We start from the raw sequence: 14286 nt of genomic DNA, 5'->3' as shown, positions 1-14286 counted from the left end.
TTCCGGCAGGCAGAAGGCATGCGTGATCCCTATGAAGTGCTGGGCGTTTCCAAGAACGCGTCAGCCAAGGAGATAAAGTCGGCGTACCGGAAACTCGCCAAGAAGCATCATCCGGACCAGAATCCGAATGATCCCAAGGCGAAGGACCGTTTTGCCGCCGCCAACCAGGCATATGAAATTCTCGGCGACGAAAAGAGCCGCGGGGCCTACGACCGCGGCGAGATCGATGCCGAGGGCAAGCCGAAATTCCACGGTTTTGAGGGCCAACCGGGCGGCGACCCCTTTGCGGGCTTTCGGCGCCAGAGCCAGGGGCCGGGCGGTTCGCGTTTCGAGTTCCGCAGCGGCGGCCATGGCGGCAGCCCGTTCGACAGCGACAGCGACATTTTCAGCGAACTGTTCGGCCAGGCTTTCTCGCAGCGCGGCGCGGGCGGCACCGCGCACCGGGCACCTCCCGGCGCCGATCTCAATGCCACGCTCGACGTCAGCATCGAGGAGGTGGCGGGGGCTGAGAAGGTCGCGGCGCTGTTTCCCGACGGCCGCAAGCTTGCGGTCAAGCTGCCGCATTATGTCGAGGACGGCCAGACCATCCGGCTCAAGGGCCAGGGCGAGCCTGGCATCGGCGGCCCGGGCGATGCGCTGGTGAAGATACGCTTCAAGAAGCACCCGCGCTACCGCGTGGAGGGGCGCGACCTGCATGTCGACCTTCCAGTGCCGCTGCGCGACGCGGTGCTGGGCGCCAAGCTTGCGGTCGAAACGCCGACCGGACGGCTGGCGGTGACCGTGCCGGCATGGTCCAGTTCCGACAAGATGCTGCGCCTCAGAGGGCGCGGCCTTACCCAGAAGACCGGCGGTCACGCCGATCTCTATGTCCATGTCCGCGTCATGCTGCCGGAAGGCGGCGATGCCGAACTGGAAGCGCTTATGAAGAAGCGCCAGAGCATTTAAAGCGCTTTAGCTCGCGGTTTTCGCTCCGTTCGGTCGATGACTTACATGCGCAGGGCGCTTGAAGGCGCCTTGTGGCTGTGCGATAGGGGCTGTTCCTGGTTGTAGAGAATGCGGAGAGTGGATCACATGGCGGTTGGACAGGGCCTGATGGCCGGAAAGCGCGGCCTTATCCTTGGCGTGGCCAACAACCGGTCGATTGCCTGGGGGATTGCCAAGGCCTGCGCCGATCAGGGCGCCGAACTGGCGCTGACCTATCAGGGCGAGGCCTTCCGGAAGCGCGTCGAGCCGCTGGTTGCCGAACTGGGCGAGCGCGCCCATTTGGCTGGCCACTGCGATGTGACCGATCCGGAGAGCCTGGACGCCGTCTTCGAGGGCGTCGCCAAGAAGTGGGGCAAGCTGGACTTCGTGGTCCACGCCATCGCCTTCTCCGACAAGGAGGAACTGGACGGACGTTACGTCGAGACCTCGCGCGACAACTTCCTGCGCACGATGGACATCTCGGTCTATTCCTTCACCACCATTGCCAAGCGCGCCGAGGCGCTTATGACCGATGGCGGCTCGCTGCTGACGCTGACCTATTACGGCGCAGAGAAGGTGATGCCGCACTACAACGTCATGGGCGTGGCCAAGGCCGCACTCGAGGCCAGCGTGCGCTACCTGGCCGTCGACCTCGGCGGCAAGGGCATCCGGGTCAATGCGATTTCGGCCGGCCCGATCAAGACGCTGGCGGCTTCCGGCATCGGCGACTTCCGCTACATCCTGAAGTGGAACGAGTACAACGCGCCGCTGAAGCGCACCGTGACCCCGGAGGAAGTGGGCGATTCCGGCCTCTACTTCCTGTCCGACCTGTCGCGGGGCGTGACCGGCGAGGTGCACCACGTCGATTCGGGCTACCACGTCGTCGGCATGAAGGCCGTCGACGCCCCGGACATTTCCACCATCAAGGACTGACGTCCGCAGCTTTCGGGAGGCGTGCGGGGCGTCATGTTTCCGCTTGTCTATTTCGTGCGCCACGGCCAGACGGCCTGGAATGCCGAAGAGCGCCTGCAGGGGCAGGCCGACACTGACATTACTGAGGTCGGCCGCGCCCAGGCCGTCCGTAATGGTCGGCGCCTGGCCGAACTGATTGCCGAGCCGCACGAATTCGATTTCGTCGCCAGCCCGATGCGGCGCACGCGCGAAACCATGGAGCGTGCACGCGCGGCCATGGGGCTTGCCTCACACGGCTATCGCACCGACCCGCGGCTGGTGGAGGTGAATTTTGGCGACTGGCAGGGCTTTACCTTCCCGGAGCTCGAAGAACGCTACCCTGGCTGCAAGGAGGAGCGTTCGCGCGACAAATGGAGCTTCGTACCGCCGGGCGAGGACGCCGAGAGCTATGAGATGCTGCTCGGCCGGATAAGGCCCTGGTTTGAGGAACTGAAGCACCCCACGGTTTGCGTGACCCATGGCGGCGTGCTGCGGGTCATCTTCCGGCTGGTGCAGTCGATACCAACCCATCTGGCGGCGGCGCTGGAAATTCCGCAGGACCGTGTGCTGCGGTTTGAAAACGGCAGTCTGGACTGGCTCTGAAGTTTGGGCGCTTGTGCGCAGGCGACAGGAGCTTTTTGGCGGCGGCCGCTGCGCCGGAAATGCTATTCCGGCAACTGCATGTCGGTGATCATGTTGACGCCGTTGACCTGATCGTAGGCGAGCAGGACATCCATGCCTTCCTCAAGCGCATCGACGTCGAATTCGCCGGGCAGCTTGTAGGACTTGCCGTTGTCGAGCGTGATGGTCAGCTTTTCGCGGTCGATCACCTTGATCTTGCCTTCCGCCTCGGCGGCGAAGGCGGCGCTGGAAATCATCACGACAGCGGCAAGAGCGCCGATCAGGCTACGCATGGTCCATCCTCGTTTTTGTTTATCCTTGGCGTCGACGGGCGACGGCTCGCGATTGCGAACGGGTAGAAACCACTAACACGGGGAATGTGTCAAAACTAGAACGCGGCAGTTTCACTTTATGTTTTCAAGATGTTGCCGAAATCACGGGAAAACCGGGCACTAGCCGCCGTTCGGCTCGCACGAGACAACTGGGCAACAGGTCGGATCATGGTTTGACCCGTGCCGAAAACGCCAATAGAACGCACCGCAGAGCCGGCGAGGCCGGGCAGGGCTGAGTATCATGTCGCACAACACTTTCGGACATCTGTTCCGTGTCACCACCTGGGGCGAAAGCCACGGCGCGGCCTTGGGCTGCGTGGTCGATGGCTGCCCGCCCGGAATTCGCTTCACGCGCGCCGAAATCCAGGCCGAACTCGACCGGCGCCGCCCAGGCAAATCGCGGTTCGTGACCCAGCGCCGCGAGCCCGACGAGGTGCAGGTGCTGTCGGGCTTCGTGCTGGACGAGGACGGCGAGACGATGATCACCACCGGCACGCCGGTATCGATGATGATCGAAAACGTCGACCAGCGCTCCAAGGACTATGGCGAGATCGCGCGGCAATACCGGCCGGGCCATGCCGACTACACCTATCACGTCAAATACGGCCTGCGCGACCATCGCGGCGGCGGGCGTTCTTCCGCTCGCGAGACCGCTGCGCGCGTGGCTGCCGGCGCGCTGGCGCGCAAGGTGGTGCCGGGCATGGTGGTGCGCGGTGCGCTGGTCTCTATCGGCGTGAAGGACATCGACCGCAGCCGCTGGAACTGGAATTTCGTCGAGGATGCGGAAAACCCGTTCTTCACGCCCGACCCGGATTCGGTGCCGGTATTCGCCGAATATCTCGACGGCATCCGCAAGGCCGGCTCCTCGGTGGGCGCCATCATCGAGATCGTGGCCGAGGGCGTGCCCGCCGGGCTCGGCGCGCCGGTCTATGCCAAGCTCGACCAGGACATCGCCTCGAACCTCATGTCTATCAATGCGGTGAAGGGGGTGGAGATCGGCAATGGCTTCGAGGCCGCGCGCATCACTGGCGAAGAGAATGCCGACGAGATCCGCATAGGCAACGATGGCAAGCCGGTGTTCCTGTCAAACCACGCCGGGGGTATACTTGGCGGCATCTCGACGGGGCAGGAAATCGTGGCGCGCTTTGCCGTCAAGCCGACGTCGTCGATCCTGACGCCGCGCAAGTCCATCGATGTCGACGGCAAGGACGTCGACGTGATGACCAAGGGCCGCCACGACCCTTGCGTGGGCATACGCGCCGTACCGATCGGCGAGGCCATGGTTGCCTGCGCCATCGCCGATCACTACCTGCGGCATCGCGGCCAGACCGGCCGGGTGTGATTGTATTCATGTGAGCAACTGAACGGACTCCGGACAAGATGGGCTACGACCAGAAGAAAGTCGTCGAGGCGCTGCGGGCCTTCGAACGTGGCGAAATCGTCGTCGTGATGGATGACGACGGACGCGAGAACGAGGGCGACCTGATCGTCGCGGCCGTGCACTGCACCGCCGAGAAGATGGCCTTCATCGTGCGCCACACTTCCGGCATCGTCTGCACGCCGATGACGCGCGAGGACGCCCGGCGGCTGAACCTGGCGCCGATGGTGGCCGAAAACGATTCGGCCCACACCACCGCCTTCACCGTCAGCGTCGACTTCAAGCATGGTACCACCACCGGCATCTCGGCCGACGACCGCACGCTGACCGTGCGCAACCTGGCCAACGACAATGCCGGCCCCGCCGATTTCGTTCGTCCGGGTCACATCTTCCCGCTGGTGGCGCGCGAGGGCGGCGTGCTGATGCGCTCGGGCCATACCGAAGCTGCGGTAGACCTGTGCAAGCTGGCCGGCCTGCCGCCGGTGGGCGTCATCTCGGAACTGGTCAACGACGACGGCACGGTCATGCGCGGGCCGCAGGTAGCTGCCTTCGCTGAGGCGAACGGCCTGAAGCAGGTGTCGGTGGCCGACCTCATCGCCTATCGCCAGCGACAAGAAAAGCTGGTGCAGCGCGTGGAGTGCTCGGATATCGAAACGCCCGGCGGCAAGGCCAAGGCCTATACCTACACGCTGCCCTGGGACGTGATGCACCACCTGGCGATCGTGTTCGGCGACATTCGCGATGGCGAGGAAGTGCCGGTCAGGCTGCATTCGGAGAACGTGGTGGACGATGTGTTCGGCACCGGCCATGACCTGCAATCGATCATGAAGTCGATGGGCGAGCGCCAGCGCGGCGTCATCGTCTATCTGCGCGAGGGGTCTGTGGGCGTCGCCCACCAGGACCGCAACCGCCCGGTGCACAACGAGGCGGAAGCCCACGCCGAAGCCCGCAAGCGCGAGAGCGAGTGGCGCGAGATCGGCCTGGGTGCGCAGATCCTGCGCGACCTCGGCATCTCCTCGATCAACCTGATCGCCTCGCGCGAGCGCCACTATGTCGGCCTCGAAGGTTTCGGCATCAAGATCGCCAAGACAGAAATTCTTTAGCGAGAATCGCCGCTGTCGTGCGGCAGACGCTTGACAATATCTCCCCTCAGGACATGCTCAATTCGCCTGTTCTGGGGGGATTTTTACATGTGGGACTTCGATATCGGCAAGACGCTGTCGATGATGGTGAAGACATGGCCCTTCATCGTCTTTCGCATCATCGTGTTTTTTGCAATCACCGCGGCCTATGTGCTTGCGACCGGCGCCGGAGCGGGCGTCGGATACGGCGCAGGCCACATCTTCGGCGGCGAGGACGGTCCGGTGACCCTTTCGCTGTGGGGCGGGATCCTGGGTTTCGGCGCGGTGTCGCTGATCGTCTACTGGATCCGCGAATACATCCTCTACATGGTCAAGGCCGGCCACATCGCGGTCATGGTCCGGCTGCTTGACGGCCACGACGTGCCGGGCGGCCAGGGCCAGATCTCTTATGCGCGGGAAGTGGTGACGGCGCGATTTGCCGAGGCGAACATTCTCTTTGTTCTCGACCAACTGGTGAAGGGTGCCATCGCCGCCATCACCGGCCTGATCGGCGGCATAGCGTCCTTCCTTCCCATCCCGGGGCTCGAGGGGCTGGTGAAGTTCATCAACACGGTCATTCGCCTGTCGCTGACCTATGTCGACGAGATCATTCTCGCCTACAACATTCGCATCGACAGCCACAGCCCTTACGAGACCGCGCGCCAGGGCGTCGTTCTCTACGCACAGAACGCCAAGACACTGGTCAAGAATGCGGTGTGGCTGGCGATCATCATGTGGGGCCTGACCTTCGTCATTTTCCTGATGATGCTGACGCCGGCAGCCGCCATCCTCTACGTGATGCCCGGGCAACTGGCGGGCTGGGCCTTCGTGCTGGCGATCGTGTTCGCCTGGGCGGTGAAGGGCGCGCTGATCGAGCCCTTCGCCATCGCTTCGCTGATGCAGGTCTATTTCAAGGCCATTGAGGGGCAGACGCCAAACGCCGACTGGGATCGCCGGCTGGCCGACGCATCGGGCAAGTTCCGCGAGCTGAAGGACAAGGCGCTGGGCGGGCCCGGCGGGTCGGCCTGGCAGCCGGCCGAACAGCCAGGCTAGGCACGACAGGACCGGGCTTCTTCTCGAACCACTGTCTCTTTGAGCGAGGCCTCTCCAGGGCGGCCGAAGGCCTCGCTCATGATGAGCTCGGGCAGGGGCAGGCGATTGCCCCAGCCATTTGCCTCAAGGTCTGGTTTCGGCGCGAACTGCGAGACGCGGCCCACGCATAGATAGGCGACCGGCGCGACGTGGTCGGGCATGCCGAGCAGGCCCTTCAATGCCTGCTCGTCGAGGATGCTGACCCAGCCGATGCCCACGCCCTCGGCACGCGCGGCGAGCCAGAGGTTTTGGACGGCACAGACGGTGCTGTAGAGGTCCATCTGCGGGTTGTGCCAGCGGCCGAGCGGCGAGGTTTCCGAACGCCGGCGGTCGCAGGTGATGCAGAGGTTCAGCGCGCTTTCGCAGATGCCTTCGAGCTTCAGCTTGCGGTAGAGCGCCTGCCGCTCGGCGGCGATGGCGGGCAGTTCCTGCTCGCGGGCGGCGAGGAACAGGTTGCGCACCCGCTCGCGTCGCGCCATGTCGCGGATCACGATAAAATTCCACGGCTGCATGAAGCCGACCGACGGCGCGTGATGGGCGGCCAGCAGCAGACGGGCCAGAACGGCATCATCCAGCGGCTCGGACGAAAAATGGCTGCGGACGTCGCGGCGCGTGAAGATGGCGCGGTAGACCGCCTCGCGCGCGGCATGCTCGAAGGCGTTTTCGGGCGTGGGATGGCTGCTTGCCGGCATCGCGTTTCCCCTTGCGAACAGGCTGGGCATCGTTCCGCCTGACCATGCGGACGACTATTTCTGCCTGGCCGGTCTTCTGGCTCGGGTTCGTCCCGCCATCGGCGCCTTCCCGTTCCGCAGAACAGTGGCATCTACCGATGCGGTCCCCCTTACAGCGTTGGGCACGCCGCGGATTTGCACCGCGTTCCCGATTCTCCCGCCTTGGAGCGCGATGGCTTCTCCTCGAGACGCCATCTTGCTCCAAGTTTCTGGAGCATGATCTTGTCCGAAAAGTCTGCAACTTTTCGGGATCATGCTCTAAGGCAGGCACCTTGCAGCGGCGCGACACTATCGCGGAACGGGGCGCGATGCATCCTCGCCATGCGACACGGAGTTTGGAGAAAGGACAATTTTCCCCAGGCTTCGGCAGGTAGTGCGTGGCGACGGCCGCCTTTGCTGATAAACTGCCCGGCATGACTACGCGCCTTTATTCGCACCCGATCTATCTCGAGCACCTGACGCCGCCGGGGCACCCGGAGCGCCCGGACCGGCTGCGCGCAATCGCGCGGGCGCTGGAGGACGATGCGTTTGCGGACCTCGTGCGCGTCGAGGCGCCGGAGGGCGACGAGGCGACGATCCTGTTTGCCCATCCCGAGAGCTTCGTGGAGCGGATCCGTGCGGCGATCCCCGAGGAGGGGCTCGCAGGCATCGATGCAGACACCACCGTCAGCCCCAAGAGCTGGCAGGCGGCGCTGACGGCAATCGGCGCGGCCAATGCGGCGGTGGACGACGTATTCACCGGCAAGGCCGACAACGTCTTCGTGGCGGCGCGTCCGCCGGGCCACCATGCCGAGAAGACCACGGCAATGGGTTTTTGCCTGTTCAACAATGCGGCGATTGCGGCCCGCTACGCTCAGCGCCAATATGGCGCCGAGCGCGTGGCCATCGTCGACTGGGACGTGCACCACGGCAACGGCACGCAGGACATCTTCTGGGACGACCCGAGCGTGCTGTTCTGCTCCACCCACCAGATGCCGCTTTATCCCGGCACCGGCGCCAAGGACGAGACCGGCGCGGGCAACATCGTCAACGCGCCGCTGTCGCCGGAGAGCGGCAGCGACCTGTTCCGCGAGGCATTCCGCGCACGCGTGCTGCCGGCGCTCGACAATTTCGCGCCGGACCTGATCATCATCTCGGCCGGCTTCGACGCGCACCATCGCGACCCGCTGGCGCAGATCAATCTGACGGAAGAGGACTTCGACTGGGCGACAGGCCAACTCATGGACCGCGCGGCGCGCTATGCGAACAACCGCATCGTGAGCCTGCTCGAGGGCGGCTACGACCTGCAGGGCCTGTCTTTTTCGGTCGCGGCGCATGTGAAGCGCCTGATGAAAGGATGAATGATGGACGCCGAACCGAATGACGACATCAAGGCGATGAGCTTCGAACAGGCGCTGGAAGCGCTGGAGAGCATCGTCGACCATCTGGAGCGCGGCGACGTGCCGCTCGACCAGTCGATCCGCATCTACGAGCGCGGCGAGGCGCTGAAGGCCCATTGCGACCGGCTGCTGAAGGCGGCCGAGGACAAGGTGGAGAAGATTCGCCTGTCGCGCGACGGCAAGCCGGTGGGAGCCGAGCCGCTAGACGGGGAGTAGGGCATCGTTGAACAATCCGTCTCGGCGGCGCGGTATTTCTCCCGTGGTCGTCGCGGCGTAGCCTCTGCGGGCAAGATTTTTGCGACTGCCGCCGATTGGAGGTTACCATGAGCTTCTTTCCCGCACCCGATCCCGAACTGGGCAACGCATATTCCTGCGATGCGCTGGAACTGATGGTGGTCGCCAACGCCAAGGATATTGGCGGCTTCGAGGTTCGCCGGGCGCTGCCGACCGCCCGGCGGCGATTGGTCGGCCCCTTCATCTTCTTCGATCGCATGGGCCCGGCGATCCTGCGGGCCGGGCAGGCGTTGGACGTGCGCCCGCACCCGCATATCGGTCTCTCCACCGTTACCTATCTGTTCGACGGGAAGATCCGGCACCGCGATTCGCTCGGCACCGAGATGGTGATCTCGCCCGGCGACGTGAACCTGATGACGGCCGGGCGCGGCATCGTCCATTCCGAGCGCACGCCGGAGGAGATCCGCAGCGCGCCGACCTTGATCTCGGGCCTGCAGACCTGGATTGCGCTGCCCGACAACAGGGAAGAAATGGCCCCGGGCTTCGAGAACACGGCGAATACCGCGCTGCCCGAATTCGCCGCCGACGGCGCAAAGGGGCGCGTGGTGATGGGCGACTTCGAGGGCCATCGCTCACCGGTAACCGTCTACCACGACACGCTCTATGTGGATGTGCGCCTGGAGCCCGGCGCGAAGATCCGCATCCCGGCCGATGCGGAAGAGCGCGCGATCTATGTGCTGGAGGGCAACGTCACGATCCTGCGCGACCGATTCCCGCCCGACCGGCTGCTGGTGTTCCGCCCCGGCGACGAGATCGTGGTGTCGTCCGACGAGGGCGCGCATTTCATGCTGTTCGGCGGCGCCTCGCTGGGCTCGCAGCGCTACATCTGGTGGAACTTCGTTTCCTCGTCGAAGGAGCGCATCGAGCAGGCCAAGGAAGAATGGAAGACCGGCCGTTTCGACATCGTGCCGGGCGATGAGAACGAGTTCATTCCCTTGCCCGAGCGCTGAGTTTTGCGGGCATAAGGCCACATCTTGCCCGCGCTCATTTACATTCCGGCACCGACACTCTATCTCCGAAGCCGATATTGATCGATTAGACAGGCTGAATCCCGTGACCTTGCCGCCCAAAACGCCGCTGCTGGATACGGTGCGCATTCCTGCGGACCTCAAGCGGTTGCCCGAAAGCGATCTGCCGCAACTGGCTTCCGAATTGCGCGCCGAACTGATCGACGCCGTCTCGCACACCGGCGGGCATCTCGGCGCGGGCCTGGGCGTGGTCGAACTGACGGTGGCGCTGCACTATGTGTTCGACACGCCGGATGACCGCATCATCTGGGACGTCGGCCATCAGGCCTATCCGCACAAGATCCTGACCGGGCGCCGCGACCGCATCCGCACGCTGCGCCAGGAGGGCGGGCTGTCGGGCTTCACCAAGCGCGCCGAGAGCGAATACGACACTTTCGGTACCGGCCACTCGTCGACGTCGATCTCGGCCGGCCTCGGCATGGCCGTGGCGCGCGACCTGGAGGGGCGCAAGAACAACGTGATTGCCGTGATCGGCGACGGCGCCATGTCGGCGGGCATGGCCTACGAGGCGATGAACAATGCCGGCGCGCTGAACTCGCGCATGATCGTGATCCTCAACGACAACGACATGTCGATTGCGCCGCCCACCGGCGCGATGAGCGCCTATCTGGCGCGTCTCGGCTCGGGCCGCGCCTATCAGGGCATCCGCGATCTCGGCAAGAAGCTGACTTCCTATCTCGGCGCCCGCGTCGACCGCGCCATTACCCGCGCGGTGGAGCATGCGCGCGGCTATGTGACCGGCGGCACGCTGTTCGAGGAAATGGGCTTCTTCCACATCGGCCCTATCGACGGACACAATCTGGAACACCTGATTCCAGTGCTGAAGAACGTGCGCGACAATGCCGACGGGCCGGTGCTCATCCATGTCGTGACGCAGAAGGGCAAGGGCTACGGTCCGGCCGAGGCTGCGGCCGACAAGTATCACGGCGTCAACAAGTTCGACGTCATCACCGGCGCGCAGGCCAAGGCGCCGGCCAATGCGCCGAGCTACACCAAGGTTTTCGCGCAGAGCCTGATCCAGGAAGCGCGCGAGGACGAAAAGATCGTCGCCATCACCGCCGCCATGCCTTCCGGCACCGGCCTTGACCTATTCGGCGAGGTTTTCCCGGCTCGCACCTTCGACGTCGGCATTGCCGAGCAGCACGCGGTGACGTTCGCGGCTGGCCTTGCAGCCGAGGGGCTGAAACCCTTCGCGGCGATTTACTCTACCTTCCTCCAGCGCGCCTATGACCAGGTGGTGCACGACGTGGCGATCCAGAAGCTGCCGGTGCGCTTCCCCATCGACCGCGCCGGCTTTGTCGGCGCCGACGGGCCGACCCATTGCGGCGCCTTCGACACCACCTACCTTGCCTCGCTGCCCGATTTCGTGGTGATGGCTGCCGCCGACGAGGCGGAACTGCGCCACATGGTGCGCACCGCCGCGGCTTACGACGAAGGCCCGATCGCGTTCCGCTATCCGCGCGGCAACGGCGTGGGTGTGGAGATGCCCGAGCGCGGCCAAGTGCTGGAAATCGGCAAGGGCCGTATTCTTCGCGAGGGCACCAAGGTGGCGCTGCTGTCCTTCGGTACGCGCCTGCAGGACTGCCTGCTGGCGGCAGAGGAACTGAGTGCTTCAGGCCTGTCGACCACCGTGGCCGATGCACGCTTCGCCAAGCCGCTGGACGAGGACCTGGTGCGCCGGCTCGCTACCTCGCACGAGGTGTTGCTGACAGTGGAGGAAGGCTCCATCGGCGGCTTTGCCAGCCACGTGCTGCACTTCCTCGCCAGGGAAGGCCTGCTCGATGCCGGCCTGAAGGTGCGGCCGCTGGTGCTGCCGGACGAATTCACCGACCACGCCAAGCCCGAAAAGATGTACGCCGACGCCGGTCTCGATGCCGCCGGCATCGTGCGCTCGGTCTTTGCCGCGCTTGGCCGTTCGGTGCGTTCTGTCTCGGCCTAACCAGCTGTTTACGCTGGCGTTTGGCCATTTGCTTACCCTTTCTCTTGGCCGATTCTTAGCGGCCTGTCGCTAGAGCTCTCCCCAAGGAGGGGGAGCCTCATGAAAATTCTTCTGGCGGGCGCGGCCTTGCTCGTAGCATCGATGACGCCGGCGGCCGCCGAGACGCGCTATGACGTCAAGCTCGAGCAGGCGGTGATGGAGATCGTCGCCGGCAGGATGGGCGAGATCAGGGGCAGTTTTGCCTTCCGCCGCAAGCCGGAATTCGTCGTCCTGCCGGATGATTCCGCCGGCAACCACAGTTTTCTGGAAACCACGCGGATCGAACTCAACCGCCGCTTTGCCGAGGGCCAGTTGCCGGTGACTGAGCGCAAGGTTTCGCGGGTGATCGTCGCCTTCTGAGTTCCGCCAACTTACGGCGCTTGCGTTCCGCCACGCCTTTCGCCAATGAAGGCCGATGAAAGCCGGACAACAACAGGACGCACGCCGCCGCCTCGACGAGGCGCTGGTGAGCCGCGGGTTCTTTGCCAGCCGCTCGCGGGCGCGCGACGCCGTGGAGCGCGGCACCGTGAGCGTGGACGGGGTGGTGGCGACCAAGGCAGGGCAGGCCGTCTCCGACGCGGCCGCCATCACGGTGGCGGACCCGGCGCAGGCCTATGTCTCGCGTGCGGCGCTGAAGCTGATTGCCGGCCTCGAGCATTTCGGCATCGATCCGCGCGGCGGCAACGCCCTCGACATCGGCGCCTCGACCGGCGGCTTCACGCAGGTGCTGCTGGAGCGGGGCGCGGCGCATGTGACCGCAATCGATGTCGGCCACGGCCAGATGCATGAGAGCCTGAAGGCCGACCCGCGCGTGCGCTGCGTCGAGGGTCTGAACGCGCGCGACCTGACCGCCGAGGTGCTGGAAGGCCGCCCGCTCGACCTGATCGTTTCCGATGTCAGCTTCATTTCGCTGAAGCTTGCCTTGCCGCCGGCGCTGGCGCTGGCGCGGCCCGGCGCACATGGTATTTTCCTGGTGAAGCCGCAGTTCGAGGCCGGCCGCGAGGCGATCGGCAAGGGCGGTATCTTGAAGAATCCGGCGGATGGGCCCGTCGTGGCCGAGGCGCTTGCCGTGTGGCTGGGCGGCCAGCCCGGCTGGCGGGCGCTGGGCCTGTGCCCATCACCGATAGAAGGCGGCGACGGCAACCGCGAATTCCTGCTGGCCGGAGTGAAGGCATGAGCACAAGATTCCAGATCGCACGCCTGGGCGCGCAGGGCGACGGCGTCGCCGACACGCCTGAGGGCCCGCTCTTCATTCCCTTCGCGCTGCCCGGCGACACGGTGACGGCCGCCCGCGAGAAGGACCGCGGCACGCTGATGGCGGTGCTGGAGCCTTCGCCGCTGCGGGTCGAGCCGCCTTGCCGACACTTCACCGAATGCGGCGGCTGCGCGCTGCAGCATCTGGAGCAACAGGGCTATCTGGACTGGAAGCGCGGCAAGATCGTGCAGGCGCTGAAGAGCCGCGGCCTGGAGGTCGAGGTGTCGGCGACCGTACCTTGCGCCCCGCATTCGCGCCGCCGCGCGGTGTTTTCGGTACGCCGCACCGAGGCCGGCATGCTCCTGGGTTACAACCGCGCCTATTCGCACCACATCATTGACATCGAAGAATGCCCGATCGTCGAGCCGCAGATAGAAGCGGCGCTTCAGATGCTTCGGCAGCTGGCTGCCCTGATCTGCCACACGCAGCAGGCCTTCCACCTGACCGTCACGCATACCGACTCCGGCCTCGACGTGGCGGCGCAGGATGCCGGCAAGTTGGAGGACAAGGCCCGCAGGGCGATCTCAGCCTTTGCCATTCGCGAGGGGCTGGCCCGGGTTTCGGTGGATGGCGAGATCGTGGTCGAGCCGAAGAAGCCGGCGGTGTCTTTTGGCGAAGTTTCGGTCGCGCCGCCGCCCGGCGGCTTCCTGCAGGCGGTGGCTTCGGCAGAGGCGGTGATGGCGGAGCTGGCGTGCGGGCACCTGAAGAAGGCGAAAAAGGTGGTCGACCTGTTTGCGGGCGCTGGGGCGTTCGCACTGAGATTGGCGGCGAAATCGGAAGTTCACGCCGTCGAGGGCGATGCGGCAGCACTCGCCGCGCTCGATCGCGGGTTCCGCTTCGGCAGCGGGCTGAAGCGGGTGGTGATCGAAAAGCGCGACCTGTTTCGCCGCCCGCTGACCTTCAAGGAGCTTGCCGCCTATGACGGGCTGGCATTCGACCCGCCGCGCGCCGGCGCGGAGGACCAGTGCAAGCAGATCGCGAAATCGGACGTTCCGCTGGTGGCGGCCGTGTCCTGCAACCCCGCGACGCTGGCGCGCGACCTGCGCATCCTGGTCGATGGCGGCTATACGTTGAAGAGCGTGACGCCCGTGGACCAGTTCCTTTGGTCGCCGCATGTCGAGGCGGTGGCCTTGCTGGAGAAGCCGCGCAAGCGGAAATGAGAC

General features: G+C 65.2%; 15 protein-coding genes and 1 riboswitch. Of the genes, 13 read left to right on the top strand and 2 right to left on the bottom strand.

Annotated elements, in window-relative coordinates; all coding sequences use genetic code 11:
* Positions 1–18: 18 nt before the first annotated feature.
* The 3 genes from AC3A4H_RS02480 (at position 19) to AC3A4H_RS02470 (ending at position 2517) form a co-directional block, all read left to right on the top strand.
* Positions 19–945, top strand: coding sequence for a DnaJ C-terminal domain-containing protein (locus AC3A4H_RS02480; RefSeq protein ID WP_348778172.1), 927 nt, complete (start codon positions 19–21; stop codon positions 943–945).
* Between the two features lie 126 nt (positions 946–1071).
* A complete protein-coding gene (gene fabI / locus AC3A4H_RS02475; protein WP_348778173.1) occupies positions 1072–1896 on the top strand; it encodes an enoyl-ACP reductase FabI in 825 nt (274 codons plus the stop codon).
* A 33-nt stretch (positions 1897–1929) separates the two neighbouring features.
* The gene (locus AC3A4H_RS02470; protein WP_487765270.1) at positions 1930–2517 is read left to right on the top strand and encodes a histidine phosphatase family protein; all 588 of its coding nucleotides are present in this window, start codon (positions 1930–1932) and stop codon (positions 2515–2517) included.
* Between the two features lie 62 nt (positions 2518–2579).
* On the opposite strand, the gene AC3A4H_RS02465 is transcribed toward AC3A4H_RS02470, so the two are convergent.
* Positions 2580–2828 (bottom strand): DUF1344 domain-containing protein, encoded by a 249-nt coding sequence (locus AC3A4H_RS02465; RefSeq protein ID WP_487765269.1) that lies wholly within the window; start codon positions 2826–2828, stop codon positions 2580–2582.
* Positions 2829–3108: 280 nt separating this feature from the next.
* Here AC3A4H_RS02465 and aroC point away from each other — a divergent pair, with 280 nt between their 5' ends.
* The 3 genes from aroC (at position 3109) to AC3A4H_RS02450 (ending at position 6419) form a co-directional block, all read left to right on the top strand.
* The gene (gene aroC / locus AC3A4H_RS02460; protein WP_487765268.1) at positions 3109–4209 is read left to right on the top strand and encodes a chorismate synthase; all 1101 of its coding nucleotides are present in this window, start codon (positions 3109–3111) and stop codon (positions 4207–4209) included.
* A gap of 38 nt (positions 4210–4247) precedes the next feature.
* Positions 4248–5348, top strand: coding sequence for a 3,4-dihydroxy-2-butanone-4-phosphate synthase (gene ribB, locus AC3A4H_RS02455; RefSeq protein WP_487765267.1), 1101 nt, complete (start codon positions 4248–4250; stop codon positions 5346–5348).
* Between the two features lie 87 nt (positions 5349–5435).
* Positions 5436–6419, top strand: coding sequence for a hypothetical protein (locus AC3A4H_RS02450; protein ID WP_487765266.1), 984 nt, complete (start codon positions 5436–5438; stop codon positions 6417–6419).
* Here the strand turns inward: AC3A4H_RS02450 and bluB are convergent.
* Positions 6416–7150 (bottom strand): 5,6-dimethylbenzimidazole synthase, encoded by a 735-nt coding sequence (gene bluB / locus AC3A4H_RS02445; protein WP_487765265.1) that lies wholly within the window; start codon positions 7148–7150, stop codon positions 6416–6418. The two genes, AC3A4H_RS02450 and bluB, sit on opposite strands and share 4 nt — an antisense overlap.
* Before the next feature lie 68 nt (positions 7151–7218).
* Positions 7219–7362: riboswitch (cobalamin riboswitch) on the bottom strand.
* A gap of 240 nt (positions 7363–7602) precedes the next feature.
* On the opposite strand from bluB, the gene AC3A4H_RS02440 reads away from it, so the two are divergent.
* The 7 genes from AC3A4H_RS02440 to AC3A4H_RS02410 all read left to right on the top strand — a co-directional run bounded on the left by AC3A4H_RS02440 (position 7603) and on the right by AC3A4H_RS02410 (position 14283).
* The gene (locus AC3A4H_RS02440; RefSeq protein WP_487765264.1) at positions 7603–8529 is read left to right on the top strand and encodes a histone deacetylase family protein; all 927 of its coding nucleotides are present in this window, start codon (positions 7603–7605) and stop codon (positions 8527–8529) included.
* Positions 8530–8532: 3 nt separating this feature from the next.
* Entirely contained in the window at positions 8533–8784 is a 252-nt protein-coding gene (locus AC3A4H_RS02435; RefSeq protein WP_348778587.1) for an exodeoxyribonuclease VII small subunit, read from the top strand.
* Between the two features lie 107 nt (positions 8785–8891).
* Positions 8892–9812, top strand: coding sequence for a pirin family protein (locus tag AC3A4H_RS02430; RefSeq protein ID WP_487765263.1), 921 nt, complete (start codon positions 8892–8894; stop codon positions 9810–9812).
* Between the two features lie 103 nt (positions 9813–9915).
* Positions 9916–11829: a 1-deoxy-D-xylulose-5-phosphate synthase gene (dxs, locus tag AC3A4H_RS02425; protein WP_487765262.1), complete on the top strand. Its 1914-nt coding sequence runs from the start codon at positions 9916–9918 to the stop codon at positions 11827–11829.
* Between the two features lie 99 nt (positions 11830–11928).
* A complete protein-coding gene (locus AC3A4H_RS02420; RefSeq protein WP_487765261.1) occupies positions 11929–12228 on the top strand; it encodes a hypothetical protein in 300 nt (99 codons plus the stop codon).
* A gap of 55 nt (positions 12229–12283) precedes the next feature.
* Positions 12284–13045, top strand: coding sequence for a TlyA family RNA methyltransferase (locus AC3A4H_RS02415; protein WP_487765260.1), 762 nt, complete (start codon positions 12284–12286; stop codon positions 13043–13045).
* A complete protein-coding gene (locus AC3A4H_RS02410; protein ID WP_487765259.1) occupies positions 13042–14283 on the top strand; it encodes a class I SAM-dependent RNA methyltransferase in 1242 nt (413 codons plus the stop codon). The genes AC3A4H_RS02415 and AC3A4H_RS02410 overlap by 4 nt, the downstream gene beginning before the upstream one ends.
* Positions 14284–14286: the final 3 nt, after the last annotated feature.

Source organism: Pseudaminobacter sp. Soil_N_29 (assembly GCF_057656055.1).
The sequence above is the reverse complement of the archived record's forward strand: the minus strand, read 5'-3'. Positions and strand labels throughout refer to the sequence as shown.

Excerpts from the sequence above, each read along its gene's own strand:
- AC3A4H_RS02480 (WP_348778172.1), top strand. The coding sequence starts at position 19 with ATGCGTGATCCCTATGAAGTGCTGGGCGTTTCCAAGAACGCGTCAGCC.
- fabI (WP_348778173.1), top strand. The coding sequence starts at position 1,072 with ATGGCGGTTGGACAGGGCCTGATGGCCGGAAAGCGCGGCCTTATCCTT.
- AC3A4H_RS02470 (WP_487765270.1), top strand. The coding sequence starts at position 1,930 with ATGTTTCCGCTTGTCTATTTCGTGCGCCACGGCCAGACGGCCTGGAAT.
- AC3A4H_RS02465 (WP_487765269.1), bottom strand. The coding sequence starts at position 2,828 with ATGCGTAGCCTGATCGGCGCTCTTGCCGCTGTCGTGATGATTTCCAGC.
- aroC (WP_487765268.1), top strand. The coding sequence starts at position 3,109 with ATGTCGCACAACACTTTCGGACATCTGTTCCGTGTCACCACCTGGGGC.
- ribB (WP_487765267.1), top strand. The coding sequence starts at position 4,248 with ATGGGCTACGACCAGAAGAAAGTCGTCGAGGCGCTGCGGGCCTTCGAA.
- AC3A4H_RS02450 (WP_487765266.1), top strand. The coding sequence starts at position 5,436 with ATGTGGGACTTCGATATCGGCAAGACGCTGTCGATGATGGTGAAGACA.
- bluB (WP_487765265.1), bottom strand. The coding sequence starts at position 7,150 with ATGCCGGCAAGCAGCCATCCCACGCCCGAAAACGCCTTCGAGCATGCC.
- AC3A4H_RS02440 (WP_487765264.1), top strand. The coding sequence starts at position 7,603 with ATGACTACGCGCCTTTATTCGCACCCGATCTATCTCGAGCACCTGACG.
- AC3A4H_RS02435 (WP_348778587.1), top strand. The coding sequence starts at position 8,533 with ATGGACGCCGAACCGAATGACGACATCAAGGCGATGAGCTTCGAACAG.
- AC3A4H_RS02430 (WP_487765263.1), top strand. The coding sequence starts at position 8,892 with ATGAGCTTCTTTCCCGCACCCGATCCCGAACTGGGCAACGCATATTCC.
- AC3A4H_RS02420 (WP_487765261.1), top strand. The coding sequence starts at position 11,929 with ATGAAAATTCTTCTGGCGGGCGCGGCCTTGCTCGTAGCATCGATGACG.
- AC3A4H_RS02415 (WP_487765260.1), top strand. The coding sequence starts at position 12,284 with ATGAAAGCCGGACAACAACAGGACGCACGCCGCCGCCTCGACGAGGCG.
- AC3A4H_RS02410 (WP_487765259.1), top strand. The coding sequence starts at position 13,042 with ATGAGCACAAGATTCCAGATCGCACGCCTGGGCGCGCAGGGCGACGGC.